We start from the raw sequence: 18,087 nt of genomic DNA, 5'->3' as shown, positions 1-18,087 counted from the left end.
AGCGCGGCCAGGTTCTGGCCAAGCCCGGCACCGTCAAGCCGCACAAGAAGTTCGTCGCCGAAGCCTACATCCTGACCAAGGACGAAGGCGGCCGTCACACGCCGTTCTTCACCAACTACCGTCCGCAGTTCTATTTCCGCACGACGGACGTAACCGGCATCGTGTCGCTGCCGGAAGGCACCGAGATGGTGATGCCGGGCGACAACATCACCGTCGATGTCGAGCTGATCGTGCCGATCGCCATGGAAGAGAAGCTGCGCTTCGCCATCCGTGAAGGCGGCCGCACCGTCGGTGCCGGCATCGTCGTCACCATCAAAGAGTAATTTGGACTTAAACCGATCTGTCGCGGGCGCTGCCCGCGCCGCGCCAGAACAAGGAAGTGACGCATGAACGGACAGAATATCCGCATCCGCCTGAAGGCGTTTGATCACCGGGTGCTCGACGCCTCGACACGGGAAATCGTGTCGACCGCCAAGCGCACCGGCGCCAACGTCCGCGGCCCCATTCCGCTGCCGACGCGGATCGAAAAGTTCACGGTCAACCGGTCGCCTCACGTCGACAAGAAGAGCCGCGAGCAGTTCGAGATGCGCACGCACAAGCGTCTGCTCGACATCGTCGACCCGACCCCGCAGACGGTCGATGCTTTGATGAAGCTCGACCTGGCCGCCGGTGTCGACGTCGAGATCAAGCTCTAAGGAACCAGAGGTCAGCGGGGCGACCCGGAACTCTGAAGGAACAAGAGGCGTGGAGGGGCGACAGCCCCGACAGGGAACTCTAAAGGAATTGAACCGATGCGTTCAGGTGTGATTGCAAAGAAGGTGGGAATGACCCGCATCTACAACGATGCCGGGGAACATGTTCCCGTCACTGTTCTCCAGATGGAGAACTGCCAGGTCGTGGCGCAGCGCACGCAGGAGAAGAACGGCTATACCGCCGTCCAGCTCGGCGTTGGCCTTGCCAAGGTGAAGAACACGTCGAAGGCGATGCGCGGCCATTTCGCGACTGCTTCCGTCGAGCCCAAGGCCAAGGTTGCCGAGTTCCGCGTCTCCGCCGACAACATGATCGATGTCGGCGCCGAGATCACCGTCGAGCATTTCGTCGTCGGCCAGAAGGTCGATGTGACGGGAACCACGATCGGCAAGGGTTTCCAGGGCGTCATCAAGCGGCACCACATGGGTGGCGGCCGCGCGACGCACGGCAACTCGGTGTCGCACCGTACGCACGGCTCGACTGGCCAGCGCCAGGATCCGGGCAAGGTGTTCAAGGGCAAGCATATGGCCGGCCACATGGGTGACACCCGCGTCACCACGCAGAATGTCGAGGTCGTCTCGACCGACGCCGATCGCGGCCTGATCCTGATCCGCGGTGCGGTCCCGGGTTCGAAGGGTGCATGGATCCTGGTCCGCGACGCGGCCAAGGTGGCGCTTCCGGCCAATGCGCCGAAGCCCGCCGCGATCCGCGCCGTTGCAACCGATGGTGCCGCCAAGAACGAGGCCCAGGCCACAGAGGGAGCGGAATAATGGACCTCAAGATTACTACGCTTGGCGGCAAGGACGCCGGCAAGCTGAAGCTCTCTGAAGAGATTTTTGGCCTTGATCCGCGCGAGGACATCCTGCAGCGCGTCGTGCGCTGGCAGCTTGCCAAGAAGCAGCAGGGCACGCACAAGGCCAAGGGTCGCGCGGAAATCGCCCGCACCGGCGCCAAGATGTACAAGCAGAAGGGTACGGGCCGCGCCCGTCACCATTCGGCTCGCGCTCCGCAGTTCCGCGGCGGTGGCAAGGCCCACGGCCCGGTCGTGCGCAGCCACGAGCACGATCTGCCGAAGAAGGTGCGCGCGCTCGGCCTCAAGCATGCGCTTTCGGCCAAGGCCAAGAGCGCGTCGATCATCATCATCGACGAGCTGAAGCTGACCGAGGCCAAGACCAAGGCACTGATTGCGAATTTCGCGACGCTGGGCCTGAGCAACGCCCTGGTGATCGGCGGCGCCGAGCTTGACAAGAACTTCAAGCTGGCGGCGACCAACATCCCGAACATCGACGTGCTGCCCATCCAGGGCATCAACGTCTACGACATTTTGCGCCGCGGCACGCTGGTCCTTTCCAAGGCCGCCGTCGAGGCTCTCGAGGAGCGCTTCAAATGACCGACCTTCGTCATTACGATGTGATCGTCTCGCCGGCGATCACCGAAAAGTCGACAATGGCTTCCGAGCAGAACCAGGTCGTCTTCAACGTCGCCAAGAAGGCGTCGAAGCCGGAAATCAAGGCCGCCGTCGAAGCGCTGTTCGGCGTCAAAGTGACGGCAGTGAACACGCTTGTCCGCAAGGGCAAGATCAAGCGCTTCCGCGGCACGATCGGCCGCCAGAGCGACGTCAAGAAGGCGATTGTGACGCTGGCCGAAGGCCAGTCGATCGACGTCGCGACGGGTCTCTGAGCAAGGTCGCGAGGACAGAACAATGGCACTGAAAAAATTCAACCCGGTAACGCCGAGCACCCGCCAGCTGGTCATCGTCGACCGTTCGGGCCTCTATAAGGGCAAGCCCGTCAAGGGCCTGACCGAAGGCCTGACCAAGTCGGGCGGCCGCAACAATTACGGCCGTATCACGGCCCGCTTCATCGGTGGTGGTCACAAGCGCACGTACCGCATCATCGACTTCAAGCGCCGCAAGTTCGACGTCGTCGGCACGGTCGAGCGTATCGAATACGATCCGAACCGCACCGCCTTCATTGCGCTGATCAAGTATGACGATGGGGAGTTGTCCTACATCATCGCCCCGCAGCGTCTGGCTCCCGGCGACAAGATCGTGGCCGGCGAATCGGTCGACGTGAAGCCGGGTAACGCGATGCCGCTGGCTTCGATGCCGGTCGGCACGATCGTCCACAATATCGAGCTGAAGCCCGGCAAGGGCGCTCAGGTCGCTCGTTCGGCCGGTGGCTATGGCCAGCTTGTCGGCCGCGACCAGGGCATGGCGATCCTGCGCCTCAACTCGGGTGAGCAGCGTGTCGTTCACGGCTCTTGCATGGCCACCGTCGGTGCCGTGTCCAACCCGGACCACGGCAACATCAATGACGGCAAGGCTGGCCGCACCGTGTGGCGTGGCAAACGTCCGCACAATCGCGGTGTGACCATGAACCCGGTCGACCATCCGCATGGCGGCGGCGAAGGCCGCACCTCGGGTGGCCGCCATCCGGTTTCGCCCTGGGGCAAGCCGACCAAGGGCAAGAAGACGCGGTCCAACAAGGCGACCGACAAGTTCATCCTGCGCTCGCGCCATCAGCGCAAGAGCTAAGAAGAGGTAACGCCAAGTGACTCGTTCGATTTGGAAAGGCCCCTTCATCGACGGCTACCTTCTGAAGAAGGTGGACAAGGTTCGTGAAGGTGGTCGCAATGAGGTGATCAAGATGTGGAGCCGCCGCTCCACCATCCTGCCGCAGTTCGTCGGCTTCACCTTCGGTGTCTACAACGGCCAAAAGCACGTTCCCGTCTCGGTGAACGAGGACATGGTCGGTCACAAGTTCGGTGAATTCGCTCCGACCCGGACCTATTACGGTCACGGCGCGGATAAGAAGGCGAAGAGGAAATAATCATGGGCAAGGCCAAAGCTCCGCGCAGGCTTGCTGACAACGAAGCGCGCGCCGTGTTGCGCACGATCCGTATCAGCCCGCAGAAGCTGAACCTGGTTGCCGCGCTGATCCGCGGCAAGAAGGTCGCGACAGCGCTTTCCGACCTCGAATTCTCGGCCAAGCGGATTTCCGGCACGGTCAAGAAGACGCTGGAATCGGCGATCGCCAACGCGGAAAACAACCACGACCTCGATGTCGATGCGCTGATCGTGGCGGAAGCCTATGTCGGCAAGTCGATCGTCATGAAGCGGTTCCATGCCCGTGGCCGTGGTCGCGCCAGCCGTATCGAGAAGCCGTTCTCGCACCTCACGATCGTTGTTCGTGAAGTCGAAGAAAAAGGGGAGGCCGCATAATGGGCCAGAAAGTCAATCCGATCGGTCTGCGTCTCGGCATCAACCGTACCTGGGATTCGCGCTGGTTCGCGAACACCGGCGAGTACGGCAAGCTGCTGCACGAGGACATCAAGATCCGCAAATATCTTGAGAAGGAACTCAAGCAGGCTGCGATCTCGAAGGTCGTGATCGAGCGTCCGCACAAGAAGTGCCGCGTCACCATCCATGCGGCGCGTCCGGGCCTGATCATCGGCAAGAAGGGCGCCGACATCGAGAAGCTTCGCAAGAAGCTGATGGAGATGACGAAGTCCGAGACGCATCTGAACATCGTCGAAGTGCGCAAGCCGGAGATCGACGCGACCCTGGTCGCCCAGTCGATCGCCCAGCAGCTCGAGCGCCGCATCGCGTTCCGCCGCGCCATGAAGCGCGCCGTCCAGTCGGCGATGCGCCTCGGTGCCGAAGGCATCCGCATCAACTGCGCCGGCCGTCTCGGCGGCGCCGAGATCGCGCGCATGGAATGGTACCGCGAAGGCCGCGTGCCGCTGCATACGCTACGCGCCGACGTCGACTACGGCACGGCCGAGGCGCATACGGCGTACGGCATCTGCGGCGTCAAGGTCTGGGTGTTCAAGGGCGAGATCCTCGAGCACGACCCGATGGCTTCGGAGCGCCGCGCCACCGAGGGCGATCATGCGCATGGCGGTGGTGGTGAGCGCGAACGCGGTCGCCGTCGCGAAAACGCGTAAGACAGTTAGGAATTTGGAGTTAGAACGATGCTGCAGCCAAAGCGCACAAAGTTCCGTAAGCAGTTCAAAGGCCGCATCCACGGTACCGCCAAGGGCGGCACCAACCTGGATTTCGGTGGTTTCGGGCTGAAGGCGCTTGAGCCGAACCGCGTCACCGCGCGTGAGATCGAGGCGGCTCGCCGCGCGATCACCCGCGAGATGAAGCGTGCCGGCCGCGTGTGGATCCGTATCTTCCCGGACGTGCCGGTGACGTCGAAGCCGACCGAAGTCCGCATGGGCAAGGGCAAGGGCGCGGTCGACTACTGGGCGGCACGCGTCAAGCCAGGCCGCATCATGTTCGAGATCGACGGCGTCAACGAGGAAACCGCCCGTGAGGCGCTGCGTCTCGGCGCGGCCAAGCTCTCGGTCAGGACGCGCTTCGTACAGCGCATCGCAGAATAAGGACGGGCTGATCATGAAAGCCGAAGACATCCGGACCAAGACCCAGGACCAGCTGACCGACGACCTGGCCAGCCTGAAGAAGGAGCAGTTCAACCTGCGCTTCCAGAAGGCCACCGGCCAGCTTGAGAAGACCGCGCGCGTGAGGCAGGTCCGCAAGGACATTGCGCGTATCAAGACCATCGCTGCGGAAAAGTCCGCGGCCAAGAAGGCTTAAGGACGAAAACCATGCCAAAGCGCATTCTGCAGGGCACCGTCGTCAGCGACAAGAACGAGAAGACGGTTGTCGTCAAGGTCGAACGGCGCTTCACGCATCCCGTGATGAAGAAGACCGTGCGCATGACCAAGAAGTACAAGGCGCACGACGAGAACAACGCCCACAAGGTCGGCGATCAGGTGTTCATCCAGGAATCGAAGCCGATTTCCAAGGACAAGCGCTGGGTCGTGGTGTCTTCGGACCAGGCCTGATCAGGGCTAACGAAACGAATTTTGGACAGACCGGGGAGGGGTGAGAAACCCGTCCCGTTAGAAAAGAAGAAGGCGGCCAGTCATGATTCAGATGCAAACAAACCTCGACGTCGCGGATAATTCCGGCGCCCGTCGTGTCATGTGCATCAAGGTGCTGGGCGGCTCGAAGCGGAAATATGCTTCCGTGGGCGACATCATCGTGGTGTCGATCAAGGAAGCGATCCCGCGCGGCCGCGTCAAGAAGGGCGATGTGATGAAGGCGGTCGTGGTTCGCACGGCCAAGGACATCCGCCGCCCGGACGGCAGCGTGATCCGTTTCGACAAGAACGCAGCCGTTCTCGTCGACAACAAGAAAGAGCCGATCGGCACGCGTATCTTCGGACCGGTTCCGCGCGAACTCCGCGCCAAGAACCACATGAAGATCATCTCGCTCGCGCCCGAAGTGCTGTAAGGAGCCGGACCAATGCAAAAGATTAGAAAAGGCGACAAGGTCGTCGTGCTGGCCGGCAAGGACAAGGGCCGTTCGGGCGAAGTCCTCTCGGTGCAGCCGAAGGACGACACCGCGCTGGTGCGCGGCGTCAACCTGATCCGTCGTCACCAGAAGCAGTCCCAGTCCCAGGAGGGCGGGATCATCACCAAGGAAGCGCCGATCCAGCTGTCGAACATCGCGCTGGCCGACCCCAAGGATGGCAAGCCGACCCGCGTCGGCTTCATCTTCCAGAAGGACGGCAAGAAGGTGCGCGTCGCCAAGCGCTCGGGAGAAGTCATCAATGGCTAAGGCTCAAACCAAGCAGGCAACTGCCCAGAACACGCCCCGCCTCAAGCAGGTCTATAACGAGACCATCCGCAAGGCGCTGCAGGAGCAGTTCGGCTACGACAACGAGATGCAGGTTCCGCGCATCGACAAGATCGTGCTGAACATGGGCGTCGGCGAGGCGACCGGCGATTCGAAGAAGCCTTCGATCGCGGCGGAAGACCTTGCGATGATCGCCGGCCAGAAGGCCGTCGTCACCCGCGCCCGCAACTCGATCGCCGGCTTCAAGGTCCGCGAGAAGATGCCGATCGGTGCCAAGGTCACGCTGCGCAAGGAACGCATGTACGAGTTCCTCGATCGTCTCGTGAACATCGCACTGCCGCGCGTCCGCGACTTCCGCGGGCTCAACCCGAAGAGCTTCGATGGCCGTGGCAACTATGCCATGGGCATCAAGGAACACATCGTGTTTCCGGAGATCAACTACGACAAGGTTGATCAGATCTGGGGCATGGACGTCATCGTTTGTACGACTGCGAAGACGGACGACGAAGCCAGGGCATTGCTCAAGGCCTTCAACTTCCCCTTCCGCCAGTAACGGCAGCGAGAAAAGGAAAAATCTGAAATGGCAAAGACCAGCTCAGTCGAGAAGAACAACAGGCGCCGCAAGCTTGCGGACCAGTTCGCTGCCAAGCGCATGGTGCTCAAGGCGATCATCATGGATCAGTCCAAGCCGATGGAAGAGCGCTTCCGCGCTCAGCTGAAGCTTTCGGCGCTGCCGCGCAACTCGGCCAAGACCCGCATCCGCAACCGCTGCGAAGTCACCGGACGCCCGCGTGCCTATTATCGCAAGCTCAAAGTATCGCGTATCGCGCTTCGTGATCTCGGCAATAACGGCCAGATCCCGGGCCTGGTCAAGTCGAGCTGGTAAGGAGGACATAACATGTCATTGAGCGATCCTCTCGGCGATATGCTGACCCGCATCCGCAACGCGTATGGCCGTAAGAAGTCGAGCGTTTCGACGCCGGCCTCGCGCCTGCGTACCCGCGTCCTCGACGTGCTGAAGGCCGAAGGCTATATCCGCGACTACAGCCAGACCGACTTCGACAACGGCAAGTCCGAAATCGAGATCGAGCTGAAGTATTTCGACGGTGCGCCGGTGGTGCGCGAAATCGCCCGGGTCTCGAAGCCCGGCCGCCGCGTCTACGTTTCGGCCAAGTCGATACCGCATGTCGCCAACGGGCTCGGCATCGCCATCCTTTCGACGCCGAAGGGCGTGATGGCCGACCACGAAGCGCGCGAACAGAATGTCGGCGGGGAAATCCTCTGCCAGATCTTCTGATCTGGTACGTGACCCCAATTGGAAACCGGTTTCGGGATCAAATCCCGAAGCCGAGACCTGAAACAAGAGAAGTGACGAGGACAACAAAATGTCTCGTATTGGAAAGAAGCCCGTTTCGCTGCCGCAGGGCGTGACCGCGACCGTCAACGGCCAGACCGTGACGGCGAAGGGTCCGAAGGGCGAGCTGAAGTTCGTGGTGAACGACGAAGTGCTGGTCAAGATGGAAGGCAGCGAGATCGCTGTCCAGCCGCGCGACCAGACCAAGACCGCCCGCTCCAAATGGGGCATGTCGCGCACGCAGATCGTCAACATCCTGCAGGGCGTCAAGGACGGTTTCGAAAAGAAGCTCGAGATCACCGGCGTCGGCTATCGTGCCGCCATGCAGGGCAAGAACCTGCAGCTGGCGCTCGGCTTCAGCCATGACGTCGTCTACGAAACGCCGCAGGGCGTGACGATTTCGGTGCCGAAACCGACGGAAATCACCGTGACCGGCATCGACAAGCAGCAGGTCGGCCAGGTTGCCGCCGAGATCCGCGAGTATCGCAGCCCCGAGCCCTATAAGGGCAAGGGCGTCCGCTATGCTGGCGAGAAGATCGTCCGCAAGGAAGGCAAGAAGAAGTAATTTTAACGCCGCGGGGAGCGGTCGCGGGAGGCGCTTCGCCTACCGCATATGGTTGCCCCCGTTTTTTGAAGGCAAGGAACTGATATCATGGGCTCGAAAGAATCCACCCAACGCCGCGCTCAGCGCGTCCGCCGCCAGATCAAGAAAGTTGCCGGCGATCGTCCGCGCCTGTCGGTCCATCGCACGTCGAAGAACATCTACGTCCAGGTCATCGACGACGCCAAGGGCCACACCATCGCCGCTGCTTCGACGCTCGAGAAGGAGCTCAAGGGTTCGCTCAAGACCGGCGCCGACACCGCGGCCGCAGCTGCCATCGGCAAGCTGATCGCCGAGCGTGCCTCGAAGGCCGGCGTCAAGGAAGTCGTCTTCGACCGCGGTGCCTACATCTACCACGGCCGCGTCAAGGCGCTTGCCGAGGCTGCCCGTGAAGGTGGTCTGAGCTTCTAAAGCATGATCCCGAACCGGAGGTCAGCGCAGCAAAAAGTTGCAGACTTTTCGGATAGGATCATGCGAAGGAAAAAAGAGTTTTCGCCCCCGGCGACCCACAGAGGCGCCGGATATCATCATCAACCGTGCTTCCGGAAAAAAACAAGGAACAGGATATGGCACAGGAACGTAGGGATGGCGGCCGCGGCCGTGATCGCGAAGAGCGCGACGACGGCATGGTCGACAAGCTCGTCCACATCAACCGTGTCGCCAAGGTCGTCAAGGGCGGCCGGCGCTTCGGCTTTGCAGCGCTCGTCGTCGTCGGCGACCAGAAGGGCCGCGTCGGCTTCGGTCACGGCAAGGCGCGCGAAGTGCCGGAGGCGATCCGTAAGGCGACCGAATCGGCCAAGCGCGACATGATCTTCGTGCCGCTGCGCTCGGGCCGCACGCTGCACCATGACGTCGAGGGACGCTGGGGCGCGGGACGTGTTCTGCTGCGCGCTGCCAAGCAAGGTACCGGCATCATCGCCGGCGGCCCGATGCGCGCCGTCTTCGAGACGCTCGGCATGCATGACGTGGTCGCCAAGTCGATGGGTTCGTCGAACCCCTACAACATGGTTCGCGCCACTTTCGACGCGCTGAAGAGCCAGATGCATCCGAAGGATGTGGCTGCCGCGCGCGGCATCAAGTATTCGACCCTTCAGGCCCGCCGCGGCACCGCCGTTGCGGCTGAAGAATAGTCGACGCTGACCAGGGATCTGACCATGGCCAAGAAAGCAACCAAGACCATCACCGTCGAGCAGATCGGCTCGCCAATCCGCCGGCCGAAGGAGCAGCGCGCTACGCTGGTCGGCCTCGGCCTCAACAAGATGCACAAGCAGCGCACGCTGGAGGATACGCCCTCGGTGCGCGGCATGATCGCTGCCGTCCAGCATCTCGTCCGCGTTGTGGACGAGGGCTGAGCCAGAGCGCAGGAGAACCCAGATGAAACTCAACGATCTGCGTGACAAGGACGGCGCGACGCATTCCAAGAAGCGTCTCGGCCGTGGCATCGGTTCCGGTTCGGGCAAGACCGCCGGTCGCGGCGTCAAGGGCCAGAAGGCGCGCTCCGGCGTCGCCGTCAACGGCTTCGAGGGTGGCCAGATGCCGCTCTACCGTCGTCTGCCGAAGCGCGGCTTCAACAATATCTTCGCCAAGAGCTTCACCGTTGTGTCGCTGGCCCGCATCCAGGCTGCGCTCGATGCCAAGAAGCTCGATGCTAAGACAGTTGTGACGGCCGAGGCGCTGGTTGCGGCCGGCGTCATCCGTCGCGTCAAGGACGGCGTGCGCATCCTTTCGGACGGCGACATCAAGGCCAAGCTTGCCTTCGACGTGGCCGGAGCCTCCAAGGCCGCGGTCGAGAAGATCGAAAAGGCCGGCGGTTCGGTGAAGTTGCCTGAGAAAGCAGCCGCCGAGTAACGGCAATTTGAAGCACGGTCGGCAAAGGTGGAATTCGGTTTTGCCTTCGGTCGTGCTTTGATCCGACAGATGTGGCGGCCGCATCAACGCGGCCGCTTGCATGTTTGCAGTCCGGAGCTTATCTCGTGAGCTTCGGTGACACGCGCCGCCTGAGCTGCGGGCATCGAGCGTGACCAAGCGGAGAATCAGGCATGGCTTCGGCTGCTGAACAACTAGCCTCGAATCTGAATTTTTCGGCCTTCGCCAAAGCCGAGGATCTGAAGAAGCGCATCTGGTTCACCATCGGCGCGCTGCTCGTTTACCGCCTTGGCACCTATATCCCGCTGCCCGGCATCAATCCCGACGCTTTCGCCCAGGCCTTCTCGTCGCAGAGCAAGGGCGTACTCGGCATGTTCAACATGTTCGCCGGTGGCGCCGTGCAGCGCATGGCGATCTTTGCCCTCGGCATCATGCCCTATATCTCCGCCTCCATCATCATGCAGCTGATGACCTCGGTCATTCCTTCGCTGGAAGCGCTGAAGAAGGAGGGCGAGCAGGGTCGCAAGATCATCAACCAGTACACGCGCTACGGCACCGTGCTTCTGGCGCTGGTCCAGGCCTATGGCATTTCGGTCGGGCTTGAGGGCGGCAATGGCATCGTCAACGATCCCGGCATGTTCTTCCGCATCTCCACCGTCGTCACGCTGGTCGGCGGTACCATGTTCCTGATGTGGCTTGGCGAGCAGATCACCGCCCGCGGCATCGGCAACGGCATTTCGCTGATCATCTTCTCCGGCATCGTCGCCGGCCTGCCGCGCGCCATCTCCGGCACGCTGGAGCTTGGCCGCACCGGCGCACTGTCGACCGGCCTGATCCTGGCGATCATCGTGCTCGCCATCGTCGTCATCGCGCTGATCGTCTTCTTCGAGCGCGCCCAGCGCCGCCTGCTGATCCAGTATCCCAAGCGCCAGGTCGGCAATCGCATGTTCCAGGGCGATACCTCGCATCTGCCGCTGAAGCTCAACACGTCCGGCGTCATTCCGCCGATCTTCGCCTCGTCGCTGCTGCTGCTTCCGGCAACGGTTGCCGGCTTCTCGCAGACGACCAACATGCCTGCCTGGGCGAGCACCATCCTGGCGGCGCTCGGCCACGGCCAGCCGCTCTATATGGCCTTCTACGCTGCCATGATCGTGTTCTTCGCCTTCTTCTATACGGCGATCGTCTTCAATCCGAAGGACACCGCCGACCAGCTCAAGAAGCATTCGGGCTTCATCCCGGGCTATCGTCCGGGCGAGCGCACTGCGGACTATATCGACTATGTGCTCACCCGCATCACCGTCGTCGGCGCCATCTATCTGGTGCTGGTGTGTCTGCTGCCCGAGTTCCTGATTTCAGCGACTGGCGTACCGTTCTACCTTGGTGGCACTTCGCTCCTGATCGTGGTCAGTGTAACGCTCGATACGGTGGCGCAGATTCAGGGTCACCTGATCGCGCACCAGTATGAGGGCCTGATCAAGAAGTCGAAGCTGCGCGGGGGGAAGAAGGCCAGATGAGGTTGATATTGCTTGGACCGCCGGGGGCGGGCAAGGGGACACAAGCACTGAGACTGGTAGAAAGACACGGCATCCCACAGCTTTCCACGGGGGACATGCTGCGTGCTGCTGTTCAGGCCGGCACCGAAGTCGGCAGGCGAGCCAAGGCGGTGATGGATGCTGGTGAACTGGTGTCCGACGCTATCGTCAACGCCATCGTGGCCGAGCGCATCGATCAAGCCGATTGCGCAAACGGCTTCATCCTTGACGGATACCCGCGAACCCTGGTGCAAGCGGACGCCGTTGAGGAAATGCTTTCGGATCGCGGGCTGGAGCTAGACGCGGTCATCGAATTTGTCGTCGACGACAAGGCGCTGGTTGGCCGAATCGTCAAACGCGCCGAGGACGCCAAGGCCGCAGGCCTGCCGGTGCGCAAGGACGACAGCCCAGCGGTGTTCGAAGAACGCTTGAGGGAATATTACAAGAAAACCTCGCCGCTGATCGGCTACTACTACGCCAAGGGCAAGCTCAGGGGCGTCGATGGCATGGCCGACATCGATGCGGTGACGCAGCAGATCGAGGCGGTGCTCAGGGCGACGACCCGGCAGGTTGGCCAGGCGGCCGGCTAGAGAAACGAACGATTGCGCTTGACTGGAGCGGTCCGCTGGGGTATGGCGGCCCGTCTTCCTATCAGGCATGAGGCTTGCTTGTCCGCAAGGGCAAGGCAGGCCGCTTTGAACTGGAAACTCCCGCAAGGGCCGGCCTCCACCGGACGCGGGGCAACTTGAAGCGCCGGCTCGTCCGGCCTATATGGAGAAGAGAAGAACATGGCTCGTATAGCCGGCGTCAACATTCCTACCAACAAGCGCGTCGTCATTGCGCTTCAATACATTCACGGCATTGGCAAGAAGTTCGCCCAGGAGATCGTCGACAAGGTCGGCATCCCGGCCGAGCGCCGCGTCAACCAGCTGACCGACGCGGAAGTGCTGCAGATCCGGGAGACCATCGACCGCGACTACCAGGTCGAGGGCGACCTGCGCCGCGAAGTGTCGATGAACATCAAGCGGCTCATGGACCTCGGCTGCTACCGCGGCCTGCGTCACCGCCGCTCGCTGCCGGTTCGTGGCCAGCGCACGCACACCAATGCGCGCACCCGCAAAGGCCCAGCCAAGTCGATTGCCGGAAAGAAGAAGTAATTTAGGGCAGTAAGAGAGTAGGGCAGTAAGGCAATAGGAACGGCAGACATACTGCCCTACTGCCATATTCCCCTACTGCCTTCTCCCTGGTGGAGCCGCTGGCATTACGGCGGTGTAGAGATCAACTGAAAGGACTATCATGGCCAAGGAAGCCGCTCGTGTTCGCCGTCGCGAACGCAAGAACATCTCGTCGGGCGTTGCCCACGTCAATTCGACCTTCAACAACACGATGATCACCATCACCGACGCGCAGGGCAATTCCATTGCCTGGTCGTCGGCCGGAGCCCAGGGCTTCAAGGGATCGCGCAAGTCGACCCCTTTCGCTGCCCAGATGGCCGCCGAAGATGTTGCCAAGAAGGCTCAGGAACACGGCATGCGCATGCTCGAGGTCGAGGTCTGTGGACCCGGCTCCGGTCGTGAATCGGCGCTGCGGGCGCTGCAGGCAGCAGGCTTCACCATCACCTCGATCCGTGATGTGACGCCGATCCCGCACAATGGCTGCCGCCCGCGCAAGAAGCGCCGCGTCTAAAGAGAATTTACCGAACGCCGCGCGAGCGCCTCAAGGGCGCTCCTCCACGGCATTCCAGGTCGCCCGCCACGATTGGATGGTGGCGGGACAACGGAAGGAAAGCACTATGATCCAGAAAAATTGGCAGGAACTGATCAAGCCGAACAAGATCGAGTTCTCGTCGAAGAAGAAGACGCTGACCACGCTGGTCGCCGAGCCGCTCGAGCGCGGCTTCGGCCTCACCCTCGGCAACGCGCTGCGCCGCGTGCTTCTGTCTTCGCTGCGTGGCGCGGCTGTGACCGCCGTGCAGATCGACGGCGTTCTGCATGAATTCTCGTCCATCGCCGGCGTGCGCGAGGACGTGACCGACATCGTGTTGAACATCAAGGAAATCGCCATCCGCATGGAAGGCGATGGCCCCAAGCGCATGGTCGTGCGCAAGCAGGGACCGGGCGCGGTTCTCGCCGGCGACATCCAGACGGTCGGCGACGTCGAGATCCTCAATCCCGACCACGTCATCTGCACGCTGGACGAAGGCGCTGAGATCCGCATGGAATTCACCGTCGACACCGGCAAGGGCTATGTGCCGGCCGACCGCAACCGCGCCGAAGACGCGCCGATAGGGCTGATCCCGGTCGACAGCCTGTATTCGCCGGTCAAGAAGGTCTCCTACAAGGTCGAGAACACCCGTGAGGGGCAGGTTCTCGATTATGACAAGCTGACCATGACCATCGAGACCGATGGTTCGATCTCGGGCGAGGACGCGGTGGCCTTCGCCGCTCGCATCCTGCAGGACCAGCTCGGCCTGTTCGTCAATTTCGACGAGCCGCAGAAGGAAGTCGCTGCCGAACAGGTTACCGAGCTTGCCTTCAACCCGGCGCTGCTCAAGAAGGTCGACGAACTCGAGCTTTCGGTGCGTTCGGCCAACTGCCTGAAGAACGACAACATCGTCTATATCGGCGATCTGATCCAGAAGACCGAAGCCGAGATGCTGCGCACCCCGAACTTCGGCCGCAAGTCGCTGAACGAGATCAAGGAAGTCCTGGCGGCGATGGGCCTGCATCTCGGCATGGAAGTGCCGGACTGGCCGCCGGAAAACATCGAAGACCTCGCCAAGCGTTACGAAGATCAATACTGAGGCTCAGGCCTCTTGAACCCGCAATGAAGGAGAAGAGCCATGCGCCACGGATTTAAAGGTCGCCGGTTCGCCCGCAGCATAAGCCATCGCAAGTCGATGTTTGCCAACCTTGCCGTGTCGCTTATCGAGCACGAGCAGATCCTCACCACGCTGCCGAAGGCGAAGGATCTGCGTCCGATCGTCGAGAAGCTGGTGACGCTCGGCAAGCGCGGCGACCTGCACGCCCGCCGCCAAGTGATTGCCCAGATCGGCAATGAGGGCGTCGTCAAGCGTCTGTTCGACACAATCGCGCCACGTTACGCCACTCGCAATGGCGGCTATCTGCGCATCATGAAGGCCGGCTTCCGTCACGGTGACAATGCCGCAATGGCCGTCATCGAATTCGTCGACCGCGACACCTCGGCCAAAGGCGCCGGCGACCGCGCCCGCATCGAGGCCGAAGGCACCGAAGAGGAAGCCGCAGCCGCATAAGCTTCGGTTTTTCTGAGAAGTTCAAAGGGGCCTGCGGGCCCCTTTTTCTGTTTCCGAAGCTGCCGGGCAGGGCTTGCAGGGGTTTTGTCACCGGTTTTTGCGGCGACTATCCAAAATAATCGGATTTCAGCGGCTTAGCCTTTCATTTTGCACAATCGTCAGGACAATGGCGCCCGACTTGGAGGATTCGGAATGCGCGTTAAACGGCTGTCCCTTGTTCTGATCTGCGCCTTGATGGCGTTGGCCGTCGTGCCGGCGGCCAGGCACGCGCTGGCGGAGGAGACCAAGCCAGATCCCGGTCTGTCCGACGTGCTGACCGATCTGCTGCATGGCGTCGAAGGCGAAAACGCCACCTCCGGCCCCGACAAGCGCGTGCCGTTCGGCCGCGAGGAGGTGCAGCTGTCCTTCGCGCCGCTGGTCAAGCAGACGGCCCCGGCCGTGGTCAATGTCTACGCCTCGCAAACCGCCAAGGTGACGTCGCCCTTTGATGGCGATCCGTTCTTCGAGGAGTTCTTCGGCCGCTCGCAGCCGCGCGCGCAGTCTTCGCTCGGTTCGGGGGTGCTGGTCGATCCGACCGGCGTCGTGGTCACCAATTTCCACGTCGTCAAGGACGCCGACCAGGTCAAGGTCGCGACCGCCGACGGGCGCGAATTCGACAGCAAGGTGCTGCTCAAGGATGAGACGCTCGACCTCGCCGTGCTCAAGATTTCTTCCGACAAGCCGTTCCCGGTGATCGCCATTGGCGATTCCGACGCGCTCGAGGTCGGCGACCTGGTGCTGGCGATCGGCAATCCGTTCGGTGTCGGCCAGACCACCACCAGCGGCATCATTTCGGCTGTGGCGCGCAGCCATATCGGCGTCTCCGATTCCAGCTTCTTCATCCAGACCGACGCCGCCATCAACCCGGGCAATTCCGGTGGCGCGCTGGTCAACATGGGTGGTCAACTGATCGGCATCAACACTGCGATCTATAGCCGTAGCGGCGGCTCGATCGGTATCGGCTTTGCCATCCCTTCGAACATGGTTCGCGCCTTCGCCGATGCGGCCAAGGCCGGGCTCGACTTCTTCGAGCGGCCGTATGTCGGTGCCGAGTTCGAGGCGGTGACGCCGCAGATTGCCGAATCGCTCGGCATGGACAAACCGGCCGGCTCGCTGGTTTCTTCGGTCGAAGAGGCAGGACCCGCTGCCAAGGCAGGGCTCAAGCCTGGTGACGTGGTGCTGTCGCTCAACGGCAAGCCGGTCGAGAGCGTCGGGGCGCTGGACTACCGGATGGCGACGCTGTCGATCGGTACGAATGCCAGCTTCGGCGTTCTAAGCAAGGGTCAGCAGGCGACGATGGACATCGCGCTGGAACGGCCGCCTGAGGGCGCCAAAGCTGCGGAGCTCACATTGCGCGGCCGTAGCCCGTTTTCCGGTGCCAGGGTTGCCGAACTATCGCCACGGCTTGCCCAGCGGCTTGGTCTGCGCACCGATGTCAAAGGCGTCACCGTCGTCGATATCAACCGCGATTCGCCCGCTGCCGATTTTGGTTTCCAGCCGGGCGACATCGTGCGTGAGGTCAATGGCCTGACGATCGACAAGGCGGCGACCCTGGAACAGATAGCCCAGCAGGATACACGCTGGTGGCGCTTTACCGTCGAGCGCGGCGGGCAGATACTGCGCCAGGTGTTGCGTTACTAAGCCCGACGTCAGCATGGTCGGGCTCCAGGCAGAAGAAGTTGCATGGCCGATCTGTTCAGTGTCGATGAACCGGAAAAGACGCCGCCCGGCAGGCCGCTGGCCGACCGTCTGCGCCCGAAGAACCTCGGCGAGGTCGTCGGCCAGGAGCATCTGACCGGTCCCGACGGCGCGCTGACGCGGCTGATCGGCTCCGGCTCGCTCGGCTCGATGATCTTCTGGGGCCCGCCCGGCACCGGCAAGACCACGGTCGCACGGCTGCTTGCCGGCGAGACAAGCCTCGCTTTCGAACAGATCTCGGCCGTGTTTTCCGGCGTTGCCGACCTGAAGAAAGTGTTCGAGGCAGCGAAGCTGCGCCGCTCCAACGGCCGCCAGACACTGCTGTTCGTCGACGAGATCCATCGCTTCAACCGCGCCCAGCAGGACAGTTTTCTGCCCGTGATGGAAGACGGCACCGTCGTGCTGGTCGGCGCCACCACGGAGAACCCGTCCTTCGAGCTTAACGCCGCGCTGTTGTCGCGCGCACGCGTCCTGGTCTTTCACTCGCTCGGCGAGGACAGCATCGCCAAGCTCCTGGCGCGGGCCGAGGAGGCAGAGGGCAGGGCGCTGCCGCTCGATGACGAGGCGCGGGCGATGCTCATCCGCATGAGCGACGGCGACGGCCGCGCGGCGCTGACACTGGCCGAAGAGGTCTGGCGTGCCGCCAAATCAGGTGAAGTGTTTGGCGCCGAGGCCTTACAGCGCATCGTCCAGCGCCGCGCGCCGATCTACGACAAAGGCCAGGACGGCCATTACAATTTGATCTCCGCCTTGCACAAATCGGTGCGCGGCTCCGACCCCGACGCGGCACTCTACTATCTGGCCCGCATGTTCGACGCCGGCGAGGATCCGCTCTATCTCGGGCGCCGGTTGGTGCGCATGGCGATGGAGGATATCGGGCTGGCCGACCCGCAGGCACTCGTCGTCGCCAACGCCGCCAAGGACGCCTACGACTATCTGGGCTCGCCCGAGGGCGAACTGGCCTTCGCCGAGGCTACCGTCTATCTCGCTACCGCGCCGAAATCCAATGCAGTCTATACCGCATTCAAGGCCGCCACACAGGCGGCCAAGGAATTCGGTTCGCTGCTGCCGCCCAAGCACATTCTCAATGCGCCGACCAAGCTGATGAAACAGGAAGATTACGGCGCCGGCTATCGCTACGACCACGACGAGCCCGACGCTTTTTCCGGCCAGGACTATTTTCCTGAGAAGATGGGAAGGCAGACATTCTACGATCCGCCCGAGCGCGGCTTCGAGCGCGATATCAGGAAGCGGCTGGACTATTGGGCGAAGCTGCGCAGCGAGCGGGAAAAGTAGCTGCCAGTCGCACACTGGTGTGATCGC

The 18,087-nt window shown here is 62.3% G+C and carries 30 protein-coding genes; all 30 read left to right on the top strand.

What is annotated here, in order from left to right; translation table 11 throughout:
* Window positions 1-323: EF-Tu C-terminal domain-related protein (locus tag NKH01_RS32410; RefSeq protein ID WP_502901861.1), on the top strand; the 323-nt coding region annotated here is incomplete at its 5' end.
* Window positions 324-386: 63 nt separating this feature from the next.
* The gene (gene rpsJ / locus NKH01_RS32405; protein ID WP_006205468.1) at window positions 387-695 is read left to right on the top strand and encodes a 30S ribosomal protein S10; all 309 of its coding nucleotides are present in this window, start codon (window positions 387-389) and stop codon (window positions 693-695) included.
* Between the two features lie 96 nt (window positions 696-791).
* Window positions 792-1,520: a 50S ribosomal protein L3 gene (gene rplC / locus NKH01_RS32400; RefSeq protein ID WP_352469149.1), complete on the top strand. Its 729-nt coding sequence runs from the start codon at window positions 792-794 to the stop codon at window positions 1,518-1,520.
* Window positions 1,520-2,140, top strand: a complete 621-nt coding sequence (gene rplD / locus NKH01_RS32395) for a 50S ribosomal protein L4 (protein WP_023675140.1) — start codon at window positions 1,520-1,522, stop codon at window positions 2,138-2,140. The genes rplC and rplD overlap by 1 nt, the downstream gene beginning before the upstream one ends.
* The gene (locus tag NKH01_RS32390; RefSeq protein WP_027026959.1) at window positions 2,137-2,430 is read left to right on the top strand and encodes a 50S ribosomal protein L23; all 294 of its coding nucleotides are present in this window, start codon (window positions 2,137-2,139) and stop codon (window positions 2,428-2,430) included. Before rplD ends, NKH01_RS32390 begins: the two co-directional genes overlap by 4 nt.
* A 22-nt stretch (window positions 2,431-2,452) precedes the next feature.
* Window positions 2,453-3,286 (top strand): 50S ribosomal protein L2, encoded by an 834-nt coding sequence (rplB, locus tag NKH01_RS32385; protein ID WP_023675138.1) that lies wholly within the window; start codon window positions 2,453-2,455, stop codon window positions 3,284-3,286.
* Window positions 3,287-3,302: 16 nt separating this feature from the next.
* Window positions 3,303-3,581: a 30S ribosomal protein S19 gene (rpsS, locus tag NKH01_RS32380; RefSeq protein WP_006205463.1), complete on the top strand. Its 279-nt coding sequence runs from the start codon at window positions 3,303-3,305 to the stop codon at window positions 3,579-3,581.
* Window positions 3,582-3,583: 2 nt separating this feature from the next.
* Entirely contained in the window at window positions 3,584-3,973 is a 390-nt protein-coding gene (rplV, locus tag NKH01_RS32375) for a 50S ribosomal protein L22 (RefSeq protein ID WP_006205462.1), read from the top strand.
* Complete coding sequence (rpsC, locus tag NKH01_RS32370) at window positions 3,973-4,698, top strand: 30S ribosomal protein S3 (protein ID WP_095488567.1); 726 nt, start codon at window positions 3,973-3,975, stop codon at window positions 4,696-4,698. Before rplV ends, rpsC begins: the two co-directional genes overlap by 1 nt.
* Window positions 4,699-4,725: 27 nt before the next feature.
* Window positions 4,726-5,139 (top strand): 50S ribosomal protein L16, encoded by a 414-nt coding sequence (gene rplP / locus NKH01_RS32365; RefSeq protein ID WP_006205460.1) that lies wholly within the window; start codon window positions 4,726-4,728, stop codon window positions 5,137-5,139.
* Window positions 5,140-5,152: 13 nt separating this feature from the next.
* Window positions 5,153-5,353, top strand: coding sequence for a 50S ribosomal protein L29 (rpmC, locus tag NKH01_RS32360; RefSeq protein ID WP_006205459.1), 201 nt, complete (start codon window positions 5,153-5,155; stop codon window positions 5,351-5,353).
* 11 nt (window positions 5,354-5,364) lie between these two features.
* Window positions 5,365-5,604, top strand: coding sequence for a 30S ribosomal protein S17 (gene rpsQ / locus NKH01_RS32355; RefSeq protein WP_023675136.1), 240 nt, complete (start codon window positions 5,365-5,367; stop codon window positions 5,602-5,604).
* A gap of 82 nt (window positions 5,605-5,686) precedes the next feature.
* The gene (gene rplN, locus NKH01_RS32350; RefSeq protein WP_006205457.1) at window positions 5,687-6,055 is read left to right on the top strand and encodes a 50S ribosomal protein L14; all 369 of its coding nucleotides are present in this window, start codon (window positions 5,687-5,689) and stop codon (window positions 6,053-6,055) included.
* Between the two features lie 12 nt (window positions 6,056-6,067).
* Complete coding sequence (gene rplX / locus NKH01_RS32345; protein WP_254817150.1) at window positions 6,068-6,382, top strand: 50S ribosomal protein L24; 315 nt, start codon at window positions 6,068-6,070, stop codon at window positions 6,380-6,382.
* Complete coding sequence (gene rplE, locus NKH01_RS32340) at window positions 6,375-6,953, top strand: 50S ribosomal protein L5 (RefSeq protein WP_023717521.1); 579 nt, start codon at window positions 6,375-6,377, stop codon at window positions 6,951-6,953. Before rplX ends, rplE begins: the two co-directional genes overlap by 8 nt.
* 27 nt (window positions 6,954-6,980) lie before the next feature.
* On the top strand, window positions 6,981-7,286 hold the full coding sequence (gene rpsN / locus NKH01_RS32335) for a 30S ribosomal protein S14 (RefSeq protein WP_352849274.1): 306 nt from the start codon (window positions 6,981-6,983) through the stop codon (window positions 7,284-7,286).
* 12 nt (window positions 7,287-7,298) lie between these two features.
* Window positions 7,299-7,697: a 30S ribosomal protein S8 gene (gene rpsH / locus NKH01_RS32330; RefSeq protein WP_006205453.1), complete on the top strand. Its 399-nt coding sequence runs from the start codon at window positions 7,299-7,301 to the stop codon at window positions 7,695-7,697.
* A gap of 88 nt (window positions 7,698-7,785) precedes the next feature.
* Window positions 7,786-8,319 (top strand): 50S ribosomal protein L6, encoded by a 534-nt coding sequence (gene rplF, locus NKH01_RS32325; protein WP_023675133.1) that lies wholly within the window; start codon window positions 7,786-7,788, stop codon window positions 8,317-8,319.
* An 87-nt stretch (window positions 8,320-8,406) separates the two neighbouring features.
* On the top strand, window positions 8,407-8,766 hold the full coding sequence (gene rplR / locus NKH01_RS32320; protein WP_023675132.1) for a 50S ribosomal protein L18: 360 nt from the start codon (window positions 8,407-8,409) through the stop codon (window positions 8,764-8,766).
* Window positions 8,767-8,921: 155 nt separating this feature from the next.
* The gene (rpsE, locus tag NKH01_RS32315; protein ID WP_006333394.1) at window positions 8,922-9,485 is read left to right on the top strand and encodes a 30S ribosomal protein S5; all 564 of its coding nucleotides are present in this window, start codon (window positions 8,922-8,924) and stop codon (window positions 9,483-9,485) included.
* Between the two features lie 24 nt (window positions 9,486-9,509).
* On the top strand, window positions 9,510-9,707 hold the full coding sequence (gene rpmD / locus NKH01_RS32310; protein ID WP_006205449.1) for a 50S ribosomal protein L30: 198 nt from the start codon (window positions 9,510-9,512) through the stop codon (window positions 9,705-9,707).
* A 22-nt stretch (window positions 9,708-9,729) separates the two neighbouring features.
* Complete coding sequence (gene rplO, locus NKH01_RS32305) at window positions 9,730-10,203, top strand: 50S ribosomal protein L15 (RefSeq protein ID WP_023717522.1); 474 nt, start codon at window positions 9,730-9,732, stop codon at window positions 10,201-10,203.
* 191 nt (window positions 10,204-10,394) lie between these two features.
* A complete protein-coding gene (secY, locus tag NKH01_RS32300) occupies window positions 10,395-11,735 on the top strand; it encodes a preprotein translocase subunit SecY (protein ID WP_023717523.1) in 1,341 nt (446 codons plus the stop codon).
* Entirely contained in the window at window positions 11,732-12,343 is a 612-nt protein-coding gene (locus NKH01_RS32295; RefSeq protein ID WP_023717524.1) for an adenylate kinase, read from the top strand. Before secY ends, NKH01_RS32295 begins: the two co-directional genes overlap by 4 nt.
* 198 nt (window positions 12,344-12,541) lie before the next feature.
* Entirely contained in the window at window positions 12,542-12,910 is a 369-nt protein-coding gene (rpsM, locus tag NKH01_RS32290) for a 30S ribosomal protein S13 (RefSeq protein WP_006205445.1), read from the top strand.
* A 139-nt stretch (window positions 12,911-13,049) separates the two neighbouring features.
* Entirely contained in the window at window positions 13,050-13,439 is a 390-nt protein-coding gene (rpsK, locus tag NKH01_RS32285) for a 30S ribosomal protein S11 (RefSeq protein ID WP_006205444.1), read from the top strand.
* Window positions 13,440-13,545: 106 nt separating this feature from the next.
* Complete coding sequence (locus NKH01_RS32280; protein WP_023675128.1) at window positions 13,546-14,556, top strand: DNA-directed RNA polymerase subunit alpha; 1,011 nt, start codon at window positions 13,546-13,548, stop codon at window positions 14,554-14,556.
* A 39-nt stretch (window positions 14,557-14,595) separates the two neighbouring features.
* Window positions 14,596-15,027, top strand: a complete 432-nt coding sequence (gene rplQ, locus NKH01_RS32275; protein ID WP_023675127.1) for a 50S ribosomal protein L17 — start codon at window positions 14,596-14,598, stop codon at window positions 15,025-15,027.
* A gap of 192 nt (window positions 15,028-15,219) precedes the next feature.
* Window positions 15,220-16,707, top strand: coding sequence for a DegQ family serine endoprotease (locus NKH01_RS32270; RefSeq protein ID WP_023717525.1), 1,488 nt, complete (start codon window positions 15,220-15,222; stop codon window positions 16,705-16,707).
* A gap of 42 nt (window positions 16,708-16,749) precedes the next feature.
* Window positions 16,750-18,060, top strand: a complete 1,311-nt coding sequence (locus tag NKH01_RS32265; RefSeq protein ID WP_023717526.1) for a replication-associated recombination protein A — start codon at window positions 16,750-16,752, stop codon at window positions 18,058-18,060.
* Window positions 18,061-18,087: the final 27 nt, after the last annotated feature.

Source organism: Mesorhizobium sp. M1403 (assembly GCF_040317695.1).
GTDB lineage: Bacteria > Pseudomonadota > Alphaproteobacteria > Rhizobiales > Rhizobiaceae > Mesorhizobium.
This window is presented reverse-complemented; position numbering and strand designations above follow the sequence as displayed.